Here is a 16856-nt window from a genome sequence, read left to right as displayed (position 1 = left end):
GGGATGGTTGCGGGGGTGAACACTAAGCCTACTGTCATTGTGTTTGTCGCGTTAGTCCTCTAGTAATGGACGTATGACAGTGATCCTGAGATCCCTCGAAACAGCTGTACCCGACACGATCATGGTGCAGCCCCAGGTGCGCGACGTCTTCGCTGCGCAGCCGGGCCTCACGCGGCTGGCACAGCGCCTCGTCGGGGCGGCCTTCGACTCCTCGGGGATCGAGACCCGGTACACCGCCGTCAAGGAGCTCACGCTCGAGGCGACGTCCGACGATCCGGTGTTCTTCGACCAGAAGGAACTGCGGATCCTGACGCCGAGCACCAAGACCCGCAACGCGGTCTACGCCGAGGAGGGAACCAAACTCTTCATCGAGGCCGCCCGCAAGGCACTGGACGCGGCTCCGGGCATCGAGGCCGCGGACATCACGCACGTCGTCACGGCGTCCTGCACCGGATTCTTCGCCCCCGGGCCGGACTACAAGGTGGTGCGAGCCCTGGACCTCGATCCGTCGGTCCAGCGCTACCACCTCGGCTTCATGGGGTGCTACGCGGCCTTCCCCGCACTGCGGTCGGCGAAGGCCTTCTGCGATGCGGACCCGGACGCCGTCGTGCTCGTGATCGCCGCCGAGCTGTGCTCGCTGCATGTCCGCTCCTCGAACAACCCCGACACCATCGTCGGGTCCTCCCTGTTCGCCGACGGCGCTGCGGCAGCGATCGTCTCCGCGCGGGACCTCCCGCTGGACGGTCCGGCGCTGAGCCTCGACCACTTCGAGACGGTGCTCACGCCCGTGGGTGAGGAGGCGATGGCCTGGAACATCGGGGACGAGGGCTTCGAGATGGTCCTCGGCACGTACGTCCCGCACATCATCGACGAGCACATCGTCGGGGCCCTCGAACCCCTGCTCGCCCGCGACGCGTCGCTGAAGGGCCTGGACTACTCGGAGATCGAGCACTGGGCCATCCACCCGGGCGGGCGCAGCATCCTCGACAAGGTGGAGGCCAAACTCGGACTGAGCCCCGAGCAGCTGGTGCCGGCGCGCGAGACCCTGCGCAACTACGGGAACATGAGCAGCGCCACGGTCCTCTTCGTCCTGAAGGCCATCCTGGACCAGCCCGCGAGCGAGGGGAACAACCGCATCTGTTCCATGGCCTTCGGTCCGGGACTCACGGTCGAGACCGCGCTCCTCACCAGGATCGGAGCGTCCGCCGCGGTTCCCGAGGCCCGGACCGCCGGCGTGTCCGACGACGCCGACGCCGCCGTGCCCGAGGACCTCGAGCCCATCCTCAGCCAAGCCGGCGCATGAGCGGAGCAGGGTTCCTCGCGCAGCGGGACCCGGACGCCGTCGAGGAGATGGATCGGCCCGACTGCGACCCTCGGAAGCTCGACCGCACGTACGCGCAGTTCGGCGTGGTCAATGCCGTCGTGTCGGGCTGGCACCGCACGTACGCCTCGCTGCTCCGGCCGGCCTTCTCGCAGGACCGCACCAACACCCTCCTCGACATCGGTTCGGGCGGCGGGGACGTGCCGCGGGCCATCGCCCGCTGGGCGCGGCGTGACGGCTTCCGGCTCGAGGTGACCGCCATCGACCCCGACGAGCGCGCCCATGCCTATGCGACGTCACGGCCTGCCGTGCCCGGGCTGTCCTTCCGCCGGGCCCTCAGCACCGAACTCGTCAGGGAGGGCGCCGGATTCGACGCCGTCATCTCCAACCATGTGCTCCATCACCTCGACACCGGCGAGTTCGCCGGTCTCCTCGACGACACGGAGCAGCTGGCCCGTCGGGTCGCAGTGCACAGCGACATCGCCCGCCACCCCCTCGCGTACGCCCTGTTCTCGGCGGGCACGCTGCCGCTGCCCGGGTCGTACATCCGACAGGACGGGCTCACCTCCATCCGCCGCAGCTATACGACCACCGAACTGCGCGAGGCCGTGGCCGGGAGGGACCAGTGGCGGGTCCGCACCGCCGTCCCCTTCATCAATCTGCTCGTGCTCGATCGGATGTCGGGCGGGGCTGTCGGCGATGCGTGACGTCGTCGTCGTCGGCGCTGGTCCCGTCGGGCTCTACACGGCCCTGCTCCTGCGTCAGGCGGGCCTCGACGCCGTCGTGCTCGAACGCCGCACGGAACGCAGCAGCCATTCGCGCGCGATCGGCATCCACCCGCCGGCGCTGCGGGCGCTCGAGGCCGGCGGTATCGCCGACGAGCTGCGGAGCCGCGGCGTACGGATCCGCGACGGCATCGCCCGCAGCGGCGGACGGCACGTGGGCACGGTGTCCTTCGCCGCCCTGCCCGGTGCGGAGCAGTACGTCCTCGCCGTACCGCAGGCCGTCACCGAGGAGATCCTGGAGCGGCGACTGGAGGAGGACTTCCCCGGCACCCTGCGACGCGGGGTCGCCGTCGTCGCCGCCCACGACTCCGGGGATCGCGTCCGGACCGTCACGCGCGTCCGGGGCGAGGACGCCGTCCTGGAGACGCGGTTGGTCATCGCGGCGGACGGCGCGCGCAGTTCGCTTCGGGGCGACGCCGGCATCCGCGCACCGGCACGGAAATACCCCGACTGCTACGTCATGGGCGATTTCGAGGACACCACGGGCGACGGCGACGATGCCGTGCTGTACCTCGAGGACGGCGGGATCGTCGAGTCCTTCCCCCTCCCCGCCGGGATCCGGCGGTGGGTGGTCCGCGTCGGCTGCCCCGTGGAACGCCCGACGGCGGACGCACTCACCCAGCTGATCCGGAAACGGACGGGCGTCGACGTCGACCCGGGCACCAATTCGATGCTGAGCGCCTTCGAGGTCCAGTCCCGGCTCGCCGAGCGCTTCGTCGCCGGACGCACGGTGCTGGTGGGCGACGCCGCGCACGAGGTGTCACCGATCGGCGGACAGGGTATGAACCTCGGCTGGCTCGACGCCGTCCGGCTGGTGCCGATCATCACGGCGTCGCTGAGGGACGGCCAGGACGTGGGCGCGAGGCTTGCGGCGTACGAGAAGGAGCGCAGGGCGCAGGCGGCCCTGGCGCGGCGGAAGGCGCACATCAACATGGCACTGGGCCGGCCACTGCCGACGCCCCTGATGCGCCTCCGCAACGGGATCCTCGGGGCGCTGATCCGCAATCACACCGTCCACGCCGGCGTCGCCCGGGCCTTCACCATGCAGTAGACCGGCCCCTTAACAGCCGGACCCCCGTGACTCCCCGGCCGCAGGCACCGGATCGGCGCCTGCGACAGGGCAGTACGGGGGTCTGCTGACCCGGGGGCCGGGAGGACTACTTCTTCAGAAGGCCCTTCTTGACGTTGGTGGGACGCTGCATCTCGCCCTGCTTCGCACCCATCACCACGACGATGCCGCTGATCAGCGGGAGGAGCCACTGGGTGGTCTTCAGCTGCGACTGCGCCTTGGCCAGTTCGTCGGTGGCACCGGGACGCGGTTCGGTTGCGCCCTCTCCACCCTGCTCCGCGAGCTCGCCGACCTTCTTGCCGAGGATCCCCGAGTACAGCGAGAGCGCCATGCCCGCCAGCGTGACGACGGACTTCCAGACGGTGTTCGAACCCACGGAGTCCTGGGACGCGAGGCGGCCCTTGTTGCCGAGGATCAGGCCGATGCCGCCGACCGCGTGGACGGCGAATGCGGCGACCTGGACCGGCGTCCACTTCGCCCAGCCGAGCGCGGACAGCCGGGTGCGCTCCTTGGGGTCCTTCGCCTTGCCGGTTGCACCGTTGAGTCCGACAGCGCCCATCAGGGTGCCGCCGAACCATGCTGCGGCGCCGAGGTCGTGGGCTGATCGTGCCAAAAGGTTTCCTGCCATGATGTAGAGCTCCTTAGACGTTGGTTCGACCTACCCTCTACATTTATCAGCCTACTTAGGATTAAGCTATCGCCAGCTCGAGTTTGGAAACGCGGGGAGTCCTTCGCGCGGAACTGCTACGAAAGGCCCGAGGCACATGGCGGACGAAACGAACGATCTCGACGAGGTCTGGCCCCAGTGGAAGGACGCGGTCAACATGAGCGCGTCCCAGCTCGAGAAATGGCTTGACACGGAGGAATCACAGTCGGTCGGCCAGAAGGAGCAGGACGGCGGCGAGTCCGTGGGCCATCGATCCGGCCGGCGCATCATCGAGATCCTGACCACGAAGCGGGACGACCTCGGGGACGACGACGTCGAGCACATGCACAAGGTGGTGGGCTACGTCCACCGCCATCTGGCCCAGCGCCCCACCAAGGAGGACATCGAGTCCTCGAAGTGGCGCTACTCGCTCATGAACTGGGGCCACGATCCCCTGAAATAGGAATCCGCCCGGTTCACCCGGAGAGCAAGGAAGGGCGCCCCGACGGTGCGGGGCGCCCTTCCCCGTGCGCCGGCTACTTCTTGGACAGCGCGCTTTCCTTGTGCGCTGCCTTCTTGCCGGACTTCGAGCTCTCCACGGTGTAGTACGGCTCGTCCTTGGACGCGTTGAACTTCTGGTCGTCGAAGGTGAACTCCTTCTCGTGCTTGTCCACGATCTTGCCCTCGGTCGTTCCCTGGGAGGTGTTCCAGGTGACCTCGTCCCCCTTGCTGAATGCCATGGTGTTCCTTCCTCGAGGCGATAGTGCTTCCGACACTCTCACCCGGGGAGGGAAAAGGAAAGCCTACTGATCGAGGTGGGTGGGGGCGAAGAGGCGCAGGAGTGTCTCCACGACGATGACGTTGGGACCCTCGGCTGCGAGGCTCGCGCCGAGCGCGGGACCGATGTCCTCGGGTGCCACGCGGCGGGCCGGCACCCCGAAGGACTCGGCGAGGGCCACGAAGTCGGGGCGGGACAGTTCGGTCGCCGTCGCCTTCCCGAAAGCGCCCTCCATGTACTCGCGGAGGATGCCGTAGCCGCCGTCGTCGACGATCAGCCAGGTGACGGGGATGTCGTGCTGCCGCGCGGTCGCCAGCTCCGCAATGGAGTACATCGCCGAACCGTCCCCCGACACCGCGAGGACCCGGGCCGGCAGCCCGCGCGACTCGAGGCCCACGGCGCCTCCGATGGCGCCGGGGAAACCGAACCCGAGGCCTCCGGCGCCCTGCGCCGAGTGGAACTGGCCTTCGCGGGCATCCCAGCAGCTCCAGGCCCAGTAGGCCGAGATGGTCATGTCCCAGAAGGTCTGCATGCCGGCGGGGACGGCCTCCCGGATGTCCTGCAGAAATGCCCGCTCCTTGCCGAGATCCTGCGCGTCGAGACGCGCGCCCACCCGGGCGAGCGTCTCGGCCACGAGGGCTGCGGCGTCGTAGCCGGGCTGGCGATCCCGGTCGAGCGGCTGGAGCGCCTCGTCGAGGGCCGCGAGGGCCTGTCCCGCGTCGGCCCGGATCCCGAGCGCCGGCCGGTTGGACTCCAGGACGCGCGGCTCGGCGTCGATCTGGATGATCCGGCCCCGGGGCTCCATCGTGAAGTAGTTGGAGGTGACCTCGCCGAGCGAGGACCCGACGACGAGGAGGACATCGGCGTCCTCGAGCACCTCGGTGACGTGCCGGTCCTCCACCCACGACTGCAGGGACAGCTCGTGCGTCCACGGGAAGGCGCCGTTCCCGCCGGGCGAGCAGACCACGGGGGCGCCGAGCTTCTCGGCGATCGACAGGAGCCACGCCTCGGCCCGGCCGCGCCGTGCGCCGCCGCCCGCGACGATCGCCGGCCGCTTCGAGTCCCTGAGCCATGCCACGGCCTCGCGCACCAGCTCGATCCGCGGCGGATTGTCGAAGGGCTCCGCGAGCGCGTCCTCGACCTCGGGCACCATCACGGGGTCCAGCAGCACGTTCTGCGGCACCTCGACCCACACGGGCCCCTGGGGCGAGGAGACCGCCTCGGTCCAGGCGTCCTGGATGGCGGAGGGGATGCCGGAGGCGTGCTGGATCAGGCGCTGGCTCTTCGTGACGTTCGCAGCCGACGCCTTCTGGTCGTCGAGCTGGTGGAGCATGCCCTTGCGGCGGGCGCCGAGTCCCTCGAGGGGGATCTGGCTGGCGACGACGACCATGGGCACGCCCGTGGCATAGGCCTCCTGCAGGCCGGCGAGCGAGGTCAGCGCTCCGGGTCCGGTGGAGAGGAAGAGGACGCCGACGTCGCCGGTCGCGCGGGAGAAGCCGTCGGCGGCGAAGGCGGAGTTGTTCTCGACCCGGGAGGAGACGAACCGGAGGTCGGAGCGGGACAGGGCGTCGAAGAGCCCGAGTGCGTGCTGGCCGGGGATGCCGAACACCGTCGTCGCACCGAGGGCGGACAGCGTCTCGACGACGAGGTCGCCGCCGTTGCGCTGGCCGCTGACGGGGGTGGGGGGCGCCGAGGCGGCGCCGGCGGTGATGTCCATCTACTTGTCCCCGCGGATCGGCGCGTCGGACGGCGTGAGGGTGTCGGCCATCAGCGTCACGAGGTCGTAGGCGACGTGCGATGCCGCGACCCCGGTGAGCTCGGCGTGGTCGTAGGCGGGGGCGACCTCGACGACGTCTGCACCGACGAGGTTCAGGCCACGGAGCCCGCGGAGGATCTCGAGCAGTTCACGGCTCGTGATGCCGCCCGCCTCGGGCGTCCCGGTCCCGGGCGCGTGCGCGGGGTCGAGCACGTCGATGTCCACCGAGACGTACAGCGGGCGGTTGCCGATGCGCGCCCTCAGCTTGTCGACCACCTCGTCGACGCCCTGGCGGTAGACGTCGGAGGACGTGACGATCCCGAAGCCGAAGCGGCGGTCGTCCTCGAGGTCCCGTACCCCGTACAGCGGTCCCCGGGTCCCCACGTGGGAGATGGCCTCGGTGTCGAGGATCCCCTCCTCCACCGCCCTGCGGAACGGGGTGCCGTGCGTGTACTCGGCCCCGAAGTAGGTGTCCCAGGTGTCCAGGTGGGCGTCGAAGTGCAGCATGGCCACCGGCGATCCGGCACGCTCCGCGGCCGCGCGCAGCAGGGGCAGCGCGATGGTGTGGTCGCCACCGAGCGTGACCAGCCGGGTCCCGCCGGCCGTCAGGTCGAGGGCCTCCTGCTGCACGGTCTCGATGGCTTCGTGGATGTTGAACGGGTTGACGGCCATGTCCCCCGCGTCGGCCACCTGCACGCGCTCGAACGGTGAGACGTCGAGCGCCGGGTTGTACGGCCGCAGGAGGCGCGACGCCTCGCGGACATGGTTCCCGCCGAAACGGGCGCCGGGACGGTAGGACACCCCGGAGTCGAAGGGGATTCCGACGACGGCGATGTCGGCGCGGTCCACCTGGTCGAGGCGGGGCAGGCGCGCGAAGGTCGCCGCCCCTGCATAGCGGGGGATGCGGGAGGAGTCGATGGGGCCGAGGTGCCCGCCTCCGGTGATGCGCAGTTCTTCCACAGCTTCCGTCCGATCCGGGCCCCCACCCGTGCGGAGTTGCCCAATATGCATCAAAGGTTTTGCATAAGGCTATTCGCGCTCTTTCCGCCGGTCAAGGACATCACCGGACCCGGTGCACACCTCCCCCTCCGGACCGCTCCGACCCCCGTGCGCCAGGGCAGGAGCGGCGGTGACCCGGATGTCCCGACGGCCCGTTAAGGAAGCGTTAAGACCGGGGAATGCCTGCTCCTGCGGTCCTACGGTGAAGCAGTGAGTACTGTGAGCATCCGACGGTCGGCACCGATCCTTCCCGAGAGCAGGAAGCGCCTCGAGCGCTGGCTCCTCGACGAGTCGAGCCGGCCCACCGCGCACCAGCCGGAGACGGAACGGACCCAGCCCTGGTGGAAGGTCATGTGCCTGACCGGCGTCGACTACTTCTCGACCCTGGGCTACCAGCCCGCCATCGCCGCGGCTGCGGCAGGCGTCCTCTCCCCCCTCGCCACCCTCATCCTCGTGGCCGTGACCCTGTTCGGCGCACTGCCCGTGTACAAGCGCGTCGCCTCGGAGAGTCCCCGCGGCGAGGGCTCCATCGCGATGCTCGAGAAGCTGCTGCCCAAGTGGCGGGGCAAGATCTTCGTGCTCGTGCTGCTGGGCTTCGCGGCGACCAGCTTCCTGATCACCATGACGCTCTCCGCGGCCGATGCCAGCGCCCACCTGGTCGAGAACCCGTTCGCCCCCACGTGGCTGCACGGCCAGGAGATCCTCATCACCGTCATCTTCCTCGCGCTCCTCTCCGTGGTGTTCCTCCGCGGCTTCCGCGAGGCCATCGGGATCGCCGTCGCCATCGTGGCGGTCTTCCTCGTCCTCAACCTGGTGGTCGTCGTCGTCGCCGTCGGGCAGATCATGGCGCAGGACGGCATCGTGACCGACTGGTGGACGGCGCTCACCACGCAGCACGGCAACCCGCTGATCATGGTCGGCCTCGCCGTCCTCATCTTCCCGCGCCTGGCCCTCGGCCTCTCGGGCTTCGAGACCGGCGTCGTCGTCATGCCGCAGATCGACGGCAGGCCCGGCGACACGGAGGAGGACCCGGCCGGCCGCATCGCCGGCGCACACAAGCTCCTCACCTCGGCGGCGCTCATCATGAGCGGATTCCTCATCGCCTCGAGCTTCGTGACGACCCTGCTCATCCCGGCTGCGGCCTTCGAGGAGGGCGGTCCGGCCAACGGTCGCGCCCTGGCCTACCTCGCGCACCTCTACCTCGGCGACGGCTTCGGCACGGTCTACGACATCTCGACGATCAGCATCCTCTGGTTCGCCGGCGCCTCCGCCATGACGGGCCTGCTGAACCTCGTGCCGCGCTACCTGCCGCGCTACGGCATGGCACCGGCCTGGGCCAAGGCCGTCCGCCCGCTCGTGCTGGTGATCACGCTCATCGCGATCGTCGTCACGTTCTTCTTCCGCGCCGACGTCGAGGCGCAGGGCGGCGCCTACGCCACGGGCGTCCTGGCGCTCATCACCTCCGCGTCGGTGGCGGTCACCCTGTCGGCCCATCGCAGACACCAGCGCGGACGGACCCTCGGCTTCGGCCTCGCGACGGGAGTCTTCGTGCTGACGACCGCCGTCAACATGATCGAGCGGCCCGACGGCCTGAAGATCGCCCTGTTCTTCATCCTCGGGATCATCGTCATCTCGTTCGTCTCACGGTCGCGCCGCGCATTCGAGCTCCGGGCCACGAGCATCCGGATGGACGAGGCCGCGGTGTCCTTCGTCGGCTCGCAGGACGACGGCGACATCCTGCTGATCGCCCACGAACCCAAGCGGCTCAGCGGCTCCGCCTACCGGCACAAGCTCCAGCATGCGTGCGCCGTCTCCCACTTCCCGAGCACCGCGAAGCCCCTCTTCATCGAGGTGACGGTCGACGACTCGTCGGACTTCGAGACGGAACTGCGCGTGCGCGGCGTGGTCCGCCACGGGTACCGCATCCTCGAGGTGCACAGCTCGAACGTGCCGAACACCATCGCCGCCGTCATGCTGCACATCCGCGACATCACGGGCCTCATGCCGCACGTGTACTTCCGCTGGACGGAGGGCGATCCCGTGGCGAACCTCTTCAAGTTCCTCGTCACGGGCGAGGGCGAGATCGCACCCGTGACGCGCGAGGTGCTGCGTGCAGCGGAGCCGGACGTGACGAGGCGCCCGTGGGTGCATGTCGGCTGAGGCCGGCTACTTCCCCGACGCCGCGGGCACGAGCGTCCACAGCACCACGGCCTCACGGCCGTCGGGATTGAGCCAGGTGTGCGGCTCGCGGCCGGGGAAGGTGACGGTGTCCCCCGCCTCCAGGTCGTACCGGTCGTTCGGGAAGATCAGGACGAAGCGGCCCTCCACCACGTGCAGCGTCTCGACCTCGCAGTCCACGGAGTAGAGCTCGTCCTCGCCCCGGCCGTGCGGTTCGACGACGGCACGGATCATCTGCAGCCTCCGCTCGGAGCGGGCCGTCAGCAGGCGCTCGTTGATGCCCTGCCCGCCGAGGCTGATCCGCGGCGCTTCCTCCAGCCGCGTCAGGTGCGTCTCGGGGACCAGGAACAGGTCGCCGATCGAGATGGACAGCACCTGGCACAGCGTGACCAGCGATGCGACGGACGGCGACGTGAGGTCCCGCTCGACCCTGCTGAGGAATCCCTTGGTCAGGCCGGTGGACGCCGCCACCTGCTCGATCGTCATGCGCTGCGCCTGGCGGGCTGCACGGATGCGGGAGCCGATGGCGACCGGCGCATTGGTCGGCTCAACAGGCAGTGCCTTCATGCTCGTCCTCTCCTCCGACGATCAGGGAAACCCGTCCGATCCAGTACGGAAATCCGGACGTTCCACGAGCTTGCCATGATTGACCCGTGACACCCGTCACGAGTAGCTTACAGGTCAACAATAGTTGCCCAGAGGGCATCGCTCAGGACCTCAACCGAAGGACTTCCCATGCAGGCACTCAATATCGGCATCGTGGTGGCCTACCTCGTCGCGATGCTCGGCTTCGGCTGGTGGGGGAAGTCCCGCACCCGCGACGCGAGCGACTACCTCGTGGCCGGACGCCGCCTCGGACCGTTCCTCTACACCGGGACCATGGCCGCCGTGGTGCTCGGCGGGGCATCCACCGTCGGAGGCGTGGGTCTCGGCTACCAGTACGGCATCTCCGGGATGTGGCTCGTGGTGGCCATCGGCACCGGGGTCCTGCTGCTCAGCCTGCTGTTCGCCCCCACCATCCAGAAGCTGAAGATCTACACGGTCTCGCAGATGCTCACGCTGCGCTACGGGCACCGCGCCACGCGGGTCTCGGGCATCGTGATGCTCGCCTACACCCTCATGCTCTGTGCCACGTCGACCGGCGCCTACGCCACCATCTTCGTGGTGCTCTTCGGGTGGGACCGGGCGCTCTCCATCGCCGTCGGCGGCGTGATCGTGCTGATCTACTCGACGATCGGCGGCATGTGGTCGATCACCCTGGCCGACATGGCACAGTTCATCATCAAGACGATCGGCGTCTTCGCCCTGATGCTGCCCTTCTCGCTGGCCGCTGCCGGCGGGTTCTCCGGGATCGCCGAGCGCGCCGGGGACGAGTTCTTCAGCATCACCGGCATCGGCGCCCAGAGCATCATCACGTACTTCGTGGTCTACACCCTCGGACTGCTGATCGGCCAGGACATCTGGCAGCGCGTCTTCACGTCGCGGACGCCGGAGATCGCCCGCTGGGGCGGCTCCGCCGCAGGGGTCTACTGCATCCTCTACGGCGTCGCAGGAGCCGTGATCGGCATGAGTGCCAGTGTCATCCTGCCGGCGATCGAGTCGCGTGACGACGTCTACGCGGACATCGCCCTGAACGTCCTGCCCGTCGGCATCGGCGGACTCGTCCTCGCCGCTGCCGTCGCCGCCATGATGTCGACGGCGTCCGGTGCGCTGATCGCGGCCGCCACCGTCGCCCGGACCGACGTCGTGCCGTTCGTCGCCGGGTGGTTCGGCAGGGACACCGCGGAGCGTGCGACGTCGGACCACGATGTCCGCTCGAGCCGCTGGTGGGTCCTCGGCCTCGGCATCGTCACGATCGCGCTGGCCGTGATCGTGCAGGACGTGGTGGCGGCGCTGACGATCGCGTACGACATCCTCGTCGGCGGACTCCTCGTCGCGATCCTGGGCGGCCTCGTCTGGCGTCGGGGCAACGGGATCGGGGCCGGCGCCTCCATGGCGGCGGGGACCCTCGTGACCCTCGGCGTCATGGCCTACCTCGAGATCACGGCCGAGAACCAGTACGACGGCATCTACGCCAACGAGCCGATCTACTTCGGCCTGGCCGCGTCGGCGCTGGTGTACGTCGTCGTCTCGTTCCTCACCCGCCCCACCGCACCCGAGGTGATGGAGGCCTGGGACCGCCGGGTCGCCGGACAGGTGCCCGACGACGCCCCCGTCGGCGTCGCCCACTGACCGGGCGACACACGGACGCGGTGACGCGGGCGACGCCCCGCGACCGGAACGCAGGAGGGCTCCCGGCATCTGCCGGGAGCCCTCCTGCGTCGTGCGGCCGTCCTCCGTGGAGGCGCGGGTGCCGGGGACGACTGCGCCGCAACCGTCCCCGGGGGATACGGGGACGGGCGGTCAGCGACCCGCCGTCGAGGACCCGCCCCGGCCCCCGTCGGAGCCACCGGCCGAACCGCCCGCGGACGGGTCGACCTTGCGCTCCTGCGTGCCCGGCCGGTCCTCGGCCTCCTCCGCGGCGACGCCCGCGGCAGCCACCTTGGCCCCCTGCTCCTCCTTGGGCGTGCTGCTCAGGCCGTGGCCCGTCTCGTCGAGCGCCGTCTGCTTCTCGGCCGCGTCGACCTCGGCCTCCGTGATCTCGTCGTCCTTCTCCTGGTTCCAGGCCTTGATCGCCGCCCACCCCACGGCGGCCACGGGAACGGACAGGATGGCGCCGATGATGCCGGCGAGGATGGTGCCGGCCGTCAGCGCGATCAGGATGACGAGGGCGTGGACCTGCAGGGTGCGGCCCATGACCACGGGCTGCAGGAAGTTCCCCTCGAGCTGGTTCACCACGATCACGACGATGATGACCATCAGTGCCACGAACGGGCCGTTGGCCACGAGGGCGATCAGGGCGGCGAGGACACCGGCGAGCGTCGCCCCGACCAACGGGATGAACGCGCCGATGAAGACGATCGCCGCCAGCGGCAGGGCGAGCGGGACGCCGAGGATGAACAGGGCGAGACCGATGAAGACCGAGTCGACCAGGGCCACGATCGCGGTTCCGCGGACGTAGCCACCCAGGACGGCCATGCTGCTGTAGCCGACGCGGCGGGCCTTCACGAGGCGCTTGCCCTTGAACGCGCGCAGCATAAACGCCCAGATCTTCTCGCCGTCCTTGAGGAAGAAGAACAGGATGACCACCATGAGCAGCGCCCCGGCGGTGAAGTTGCCCGCCGCACTGAGGCCGGAGATGGCGCCCGCGCCCACGGTGCTGCTCGTCGCGAAGTCGACCGCCCAGTCCCGTGCCTGCTGGATCTGCCCGTCGTCGATCGGGATGGGACCGTTCTGCGCGAATTCATAGAGCTTGTCGAATCCCTCGGTGGCACTGGAGGCGAGCTCGCCCGCCTGTCCCACCACGGCGAACACGATGCCCGTGATGAGTCCGCCGAAGACGAGCAGGAGCAGGAGGAAGGAGACCGTGGTGGCGACCGTCGGTCCCCAGCCCTTCCGCCGCAGCCAGTTCACGAAGGGACCGATCGCGGCTGCCAGGATGAGTGCCAGCAGCATCGGGATCACCACGAGGCGGACCTGGACCAGTGCGTAGACGGCCACCACGGCCAGCACCAGGAGCAGGAGCACCTGCGCCGCACGGATGCTGGCGTTCCCGAGGCTGTCACGCCAGGGGCCGTTCGGGGCGGGTGTTCCCGCCCGCGCTGATGGGGAGGATGTCATCGGCTGTCACCTTTTCCTTCGGCACGGAGGCCATCGTTGAGCAGTTGGGTGCGCACCTCGCGCCGGAGGACCTTGCCGATCAGGGATCGGGGCAGGTCCTCCGCCTGCACGATGATGCGGGGGACCTTGTAGGCGGCGAGCGCGCCGCGGCAGTGCGAGCGGAGGGCCTCGACGTCGAGGCGTGTACCGGGGGCCAGGACGACGACGGCCGCGACGTCCTCGCCGCCTCCCGCCCGGGGCAGCCCGACGACGGCCGCGTCGGCCACGCCCGGATGCGCACGGAGGGCGTCCTCCACCTCGGAGGGCGCCACGTTGAACCCGCCGGTGATGATGAGTTCCTTGATCCGGTCGACGATCGTCAGGAAGCCGTCGTCGTCCATCCGCACGATGTCCCCGGTCCGGAACCATCCGCCGTCGAGCAGCACCGCCCCGGTCTCGTCGGGCCTGCGCCAGTAGCCCTGGAACACCTGCGGTCCACGGATGAGCAGCTCCCCGGCGTCCCCCTGCGCGCGGTCCCGGCCGGGGGCCTCCGGATCCACGATCCGCACGTCGGTACCGGGGAACGGCACACCGACGGTCCCGGGACGCCGGGTGGGACCGATCGGGTTGCCCGCCGCCACCGGGGACGTCTCCGTCAGCCCGTAGCCCTCGATGAGGTAACCACCCGTCGCCGCTTCCCAGGTCTCCACCGTGGACTGCGGGAGGTTCATGGCGCCGGAGATCGCGAACCGGATACTGCGGAGGTCCGCCCCGCGCTCCGCCGCTCCGGCCGCCAGCCGCTCGTAGATGGGCGGCACGGCAGGCAGGAAGGTGGGCGGGCTCCTCCGCGCGGCATCGAGCACCAGGCCGACGTCGAACCGGGGGAAGAGCACGAGCCTCGCGCCGATGCTCATGGCGAAGGTCAGGCACAGGGTCAGCCCGTAGGCATGGAACATGGGCAGGACGGCATAGACGGTCTCCCGTCCCGCCTGCAGGCCCGGCACCCAGGCCCGGCCCTGCGCGGCATTGGCCAGCAGGTTGCGGTGCGAGAGGATGGCGCCCTTGGGCACTCCGGTGGTCCCGCTGGTGTACTGGAGGACGGCCCTGTCCTCCGCGGCGGGGCGCGGATGCATCGCGGGCAGGGGACGGTGGCGGAGCAGGGCCTGCCACGGCACGAGCTTCCGCGGACCCGTGAGCTTCTCCGTCGTCGTGAGCGCCCCTTTCGCCTCCCGGGCACGTCGCACGGGGAGCTTCAGGGCCAGCCGCCGCGATGCCGGCATCGCGGCGACGAGGTCCACGGACACGATCGCGGCGACCGGGATGTCCGCGGGCAGCCGCTGGACGCGCGGCACCACGCGGTCCCACACGATGGCCACCGTCGCCCCATGGTCCTCGAACTGGTGCCGCAGTTCGCGGTCGGTGTAGAGCGGGTTGTGTTCGACGACGATCGCGCGGAGACGCAGGACGGCGTAGAACGCGATGATGTGCTGGGGGCAGTTCGGCAGGACGAGCGCCACGCGGTCACCCGCGGCGACACCGAGCGAGCGCAGTCCCTCCGCCGCGCGCGCCACGGCATCGCCCAGCCCGCCGTACGTCGTCGCGGCCCCGAAGAACTCCAGGGCCGGCGCCCTGCGGTAGGTGCGCACCGAGGTGTCGAGCAGGTCGGAGAGCGTGCCGTCGGGCACGTCGAAGGAGCGGGGCACGTCGGGCGCGTAGCTCGCGACCCATGGGCGGGCTGCCAGATCCATAAGCCTGCTTCCTGTTATCCGTTCGACTGTATCGCGGGCCGGAGGGTTCCGGCACCCGGCTCCGCTCCCGGCGCACCGCTCCGGGGTGCAGGTGCGGGTCCGGTAGCATGGTGGGTCGAAGGGGAGTAGCTCCGCGTCCGTGGACGCGCGGCCTGTCGACATACTGGCACCGATGGTGCCCGGCAATCCACCGGTCCGACCGGCGAGCGAGACCTTCGGCCGAAACGACGCATTCGCGACCCCCGGCCGGAGCCCCCGCTTCGGCTGGAGAGCGCGTGCACCTGACCAACCGGAGCATCCCGTGACATCCCCTGAACAGACCCCTTCCCGGAACGACATCAAGCGCTGGCGCCAGTATCTCGCCGACGAGCGCGGCGAGGCCGCGACCTACCGCGACCTGGCGCGCCGACGGACCGGCGAGGAGCGTGAGATCCTCCTCGGCCTCGCCGAGGCCGAGGGCCGCCACGAGGCGCACTGGCTCGCCCTGCTCGGCAACGACGTCGGACGGCCCCTCCGCCCGTCCGTGCGCAACCGGATCCTCGGGGTGCTCGCGCGCCGCTTCGGATCCGTCTTCGTCCTCGCGCTCGCGCAGCGTGCCGAAGGCCGCTCCCCCTACGCCTCGGATCCCTCCGCGACGAGCGCCATGGTGGCCGACGAGCAGATCCACGAGGAGGTGGTGCGCGGCCTGGCGACCCGCGGCCGCAACCGGTTGTCCGGGAACTTCCGGGCGGCGGTGTTCGGGGCGAACGACGGCCTGGTCAGCAACCTCGCACTGATCATGGGTATCGGTGCCACCGGCGTCTCCACGTCCTTCATCCTGTTCAGCGGACTGGCCGGGCTGCTGGCCGGCGCCCTGTCGATGGGCGCGGGCGAGTACGTCTCCGTGCGGTCGCAGCGGGAGCTGCTGTCCGCGACGCGCCCCACGCAGATCACCCTGACCGCGGCGAAGGAACTGGATATCGCCGCGAACGAGCTGGTGCTGGTCTACCGGGCGAGGGGCATGACGCCGGCGGCCGCGGAACACCGCGCGGGCGAGCGGCTGGGCCTGTACAGCTGCGACTGCGATCCGAGCTTCTCCCTCCAGCCCGACGAGGACGACGCCGTCGACGAGCACGAGACCGTCGGGACCGGGCTGGGCGCCGCCGCCTCGAGCTTCTGTTTCTTCGCCTCCGGCGCGATCATCCCGGTGCTCCCGTACCTGGTAGGCCTCGACGGCGTCACCGCCGTCGTCGTCGCCTGTGTCCTGGTGGGACTCGCCCTGCTGGCGACCGGCGCCGTCGTCGGCCTCCTGTCCGGCGCATCCCCCCTGCGGCTGGCGCTGCGGCAACTGGCGATCGGACTCGGCGCTGCGGCCGCGACCTACCTCCTGGGGCTGCTCTTCGGCACCTCGGTGGCCTAGGCTCCGCGGACCCGCAGCACGTAGTCCTCGAGCTTGGCCAGCGTCGCCTCGATGCTGGCCGGGTGGCGGCGGGTGAACCCGGCGAGCCGGAAGACGATCCGCCACGGCACGGCCCGGCCGTCCCACTGCTCGCGTACGAGCGTGGACTCCCCGCGGGGTTCGAGCGTGTAGCGCCAGACGTGGGCCGAGAAGTGGCGCCAGGCGATCCGGCGGCCCTCCTCGAACTCCACCACGCGGTTGAGGATCTTGTAGGGGGCCCCGATCCTCATCTCCATGCCGAACCGCGCTCCCGGTGACAGGCGCGCGGGACCGTGGGGCTGCTCGCCCCGCACGGTCCCGGACCCGTCGATCACGCTGTGGAGGGAGGGCCGTGCGAGGACCTCGAAGATGGTCTCGGCGGGAGCCGCGATGAGCCGCTCGCGGGTGATGAGGTAGGCGGAGTCCGTGCCGGGGGTCGTCATGCCCTCCATTCTGCCCG

Annotated in this window: 15 protein-coding genes; 7 read left to right on the top strand and 8 right to left on the bottom strand. The window is 70.1% G+C overall.

What is annotated here, in order from left to right; genetic code table 11:
• Positions 1 to 73: 73 nt before the first annotated feature.
• From ACX80U_RS03160 to ACX80U_RS03150, 3 genes are read left to right on the top strand one after another with little or no spacing between them, the layout of a single operon-like run.
• Positions 74 to 1303, top strand: coding sequence for a type III polyketide synthase (locus ACX80U_RS03160; RefSeq protein WP_459267377.1), 1230 nt, complete (start codon positions 74 to 76; stop codon positions 1301 to 1303).
• On the top strand, positions 1300 to 2028 hold the full coding sequence (locus ACX80U_RS03155) for a class I SAM-dependent methyltransferase (protein WP_459267376.1): 729 nt from the start codon (positions 1300 to 1302) through the stop codon (positions 2026 to 2028). Before ACX80U_RS03160 ends, ACX80U_RS03155 begins: the two co-directional genes overlap by 4 nt.
• Positions 2021 to 3157 carry an FAD-dependent oxidoreductase gene (locus tag ACX80U_RS03150; RefSeq protein WP_459267375.1) on the top strand — a complete coding sequence of 379 codons (1137 nt, stop codon included), beginning with the start codon at positions 2021 to 2023 and terminating at the stop codon, positions 3155 to 3157. The genes ACX80U_RS03155 and ACX80U_RS03150 overlap by 8 nt, the downstream gene beginning before the upstream one ends.
• 106 nt (positions 3158 to 3263) lie before the next feature.
• Here ACX80U_RS03150 and ACX80U_RS03145 read toward each other — a convergent pair whose 3' ends face one another.
• The gene (locus ACX80U_RS03145) at positions 3264 to 3803 is read right to left on the bottom strand and encodes a hypothetical protein (protein WP_133083195.1); all 540 of its coding nucleotides are present in this window, start codon (positions 3801 to 3803) and stop codon (positions 3264 to 3266) included.
• 136 nt (positions 3804 to 3939) lie between these two features.
• On the opposite strand from ACX80U_RS03145, the gene ACX80U_RS03140 reads away from it, so the two are divergent.
• Complete coding sequence (locus ACX80U_RS03140) at positions 3940 to 4284, top strand: DUF3140 domain-containing protein (protein ID WP_208740586.1); 345 nt, start codon at positions 3940 to 3942, stop codon at positions 4282 to 4284.
• A gap of 73 nt (positions 4285 to 4357) precedes the next feature.
• On the opposite strand, the gene ACX80U_RS03135 is transcribed toward ACX80U_RS03140, so the two are convergent.
• The 3 genes from ACX80U_RS03135 to speB all read right to left on the bottom strand — a co-directional run bounded on the left by ACX80U_RS03135 (position 4358) and on the right by speB (position 7315).
• On the bottom strand, positions 4358 to 4561 hold the full coding sequence (locus ACX80U_RS03135; RefSeq protein WP_133083193.1) for a hypervirulence associated TUDOR domain-containing protein: 204 nt from the start codon (positions 4559 to 4561) through the stop codon (positions 4358 to 4360).
• A 63-nt stretch (positions 4562 to 4624) separates the two neighbouring features.
• Positions 4625 to 6316 carry a thiamine pyrophosphate-binding protein gene (locus ACX80U_RS03130; RefSeq protein WP_133083192.1) on the bottom strand — a complete coding sequence of 564 codons (1692 nt, stop codon included), beginning with the start codon at positions 6314 to 6316 and terminating at the stop codon, positions 4625 to 4627.
• Positions 6317 to 7315, bottom strand: coding sequence for an agmatinase (gene speB / locus ACX80U_RS03125; protein WP_459267374.1), 999 nt, complete (start codon positions 7313 to 7315; stop codon positions 6317 to 6319).
• Positions 7316 to 7705: 390 nt separating this feature from the next.
• Between speB and ACX80U_RS03120 the strand changes: the two genes are divergently transcribed.
• Positions 7706 to 9514: an APC family permease gene (locus tag ACX80U_RS03120; RefSeq protein WP_459267626.1), complete on the top strand. Its 1809-nt coding sequence runs from the start codon at positions 7706 to 7708 to the stop codon at positions 9512 to 9514.
• 6 nt (positions 9515 to 9520) lie between these two features.
• Here ACX80U_RS03120 and ACX80U_RS03115 read toward each other — a convergent pair whose 3' ends face one another.
• On the bottom strand, positions 9521 to 10099 hold the full coding sequence (locus tag ACX80U_RS03115) for a helix-turn-helix domain-containing protein (RefSeq protein ID WP_133083190.1): 579 nt from the start codon (positions 10097 to 10099) through the stop codon (positions 9521 to 9523).
• Positions 10100 to 10267: 168 nt separating this feature from the next.
• Here ACX80U_RS03115 and ACX80U_RS03110 point away from each other — a divergent pair, with 168 nt between their 5' ends.
• Positions 10268 to 11764, top strand: coding sequence for a sodium:solute symporter family protein (locus tag ACX80U_RS03110; protein ID WP_459267373.1), 1497 nt, complete (start codon positions 10268 to 10270; stop codon positions 11762 to 11764).
• 171 nt (positions 11765 to 11935) lie between these two features.
• On the opposite strand, the gene ACX80U_RS03105 is transcribed toward ACX80U_RS03110, so the two are convergent.
• A complete protein-coding gene (locus tag ACX80U_RS03105; protein WP_459267372.1) occupies positions 11936 to 13252 on the bottom strand; it encodes an AI-2E family transporter in 1317 nt (438 codons plus the stop codon).
• Positions 13249 to 14979 carry a long-chain-fatty-acid--CoA ligase gene (locus ACX80U_RS03100; protein ID WP_459267371.1) on the bottom strand — a complete coding sequence of 577 codons (1731 nt, stop codon included), beginning with the start codon at positions 14977 to 14979 and terminating at the stop codon, positions 13249 to 13251. Before ACX80U_RS03100 ends, ACX80U_RS03105 begins: the two co-directional genes overlap by 4 nt.
• A gap of 301 nt (positions 14980 to 15280) precedes the next feature.
• Between ACX80U_RS03100 and ACX80U_RS03095 the strand changes: the two genes are divergently transcribed.
• Complete coding sequence (locus ACX80U_RS03095) at positions 15281 to 16378, top strand: VIT1/CCC1 transporter family protein (protein ID WP_244186159.1); 1098 nt, start codon at positions 15281 to 15283, stop codon at positions 16376 to 16378.
• On the opposite strand, the gene ACX80U_RS03090 is transcribed toward ACX80U_RS03095, so the two are convergent.
• Complete coding sequence (locus tag ACX80U_RS03090) at positions 16375 to 16839, bottom strand: SRPBCC family protein (RefSeq protein ID WP_133083185.1); 465 nt, start codon at positions 16837 to 16839, stop codon at positions 16375 to 16377. The genes ACX80U_RS03095 and ACX80U_RS03090 overlap by 4 nt on opposite strands.
• Positions 16840 to 16856 lie beyond the last annotated feature (17 nt).

This window comes from Arthrobacter sp. TmT3-37 (assembly GCF_054510835.1).
The sequence above is the reverse complement of the archived record's forward strand: the minus strand, read 5'-3'. Positions and strand labels throughout refer to the sequence as shown.

Bases quoted from the DNA above. Each gene is read 5' to 3' on its own strand.
- ACX80U_RS03100 (WP_459267371.1), bottom strand. From the start codon at position 14,979: ATGGATCTGGCAGCCCGCCCATGGGTCGCGAGCTACGCGCCCGACGTG.
- ACX80U_RS03145 (WP_133083195.1), bottom strand. From the start codon at position 3,803: ATGGCAGGAAACCTTTTGGCACGATCAGCCCACGACCTCGGCGCCGCA.
- ACX80U_RS03140 (WP_208740586.1), top strand. From the start codon at position 3,940: ATGGCGGACGAAACGAACGATCTCGACGAGGTCTGGCCCCAGTGGAAG.
- ACX80U_RS03130 (WP_133083192.1), bottom strand. From the start codon at position 6,316: ATGGACATCACCGCCGGCGCCGCCTCGGCGCCCCCCACCCCCGTCAGC.
- ACX80U_RS03110 (WP_459267373.1), top strand. From the start codon at position 10,268: ATGCAGGCACTCAATATCGGCATCGTGGTGGCCTACCTCGTCGCGATG.
- ACX80U_RS03120 (WP_459267626.1), top strand. From the start codon at position 7,706: ATGTGCCTGACCGGCGTCGACTACTTCTCGACCCTGGGCTACCAGCCC.
- ACX80U_RS03160 (WP_459267377.1), top strand. From the start codon at position 74: ATGACAGTGATCCTGAGATCCCTCGAAACAGCTGTACCCGACACGATC.
- ACX80U_RS03155 (WP_459267376.1), top strand. From the start codon at position 1,300: ATGAGCGGAGCAGGGTTCCTCGCGCAGCGGGACCCGGACGCCGTCGAG.
- ACX80U_RS03090 (WP_133083185.1), bottom strand. From the start codon at position 16,839: ATGACGACCCCCGGCACGGACTCCGCCTACCTCATCACCCGCGAGCGG.
- ACX80U_RS03150 (WP_459267375.1), top strand. From the start codon at position 2,021: ATGCGTGACGTCGTCGTCGTCGGCGCTGGTCCCGTCGGGCTCTACACG.
- ACX80U_RS03135 (WP_133083193.1), bottom strand. From the start codon at position 4,561: ATGGCATTCAGCAAGGGGGACGAGGTCACCTGGAACACCTCCCAGGGA.
- ACX80U_RS03115 (WP_133083190.1), bottom strand. From the start codon at position 10,099: ATGAAGGCACTGCCTGTTGAGCCGACCAATGCGCCGGTCGCCATCGGC.
- ACX80U_RS03105 (WP_459267372.1), bottom strand. From the start codon at position 13,252: ATGACATCCTCCCCATCAGCGCGGGCGGGAACACCCGCCCCGAACGGC.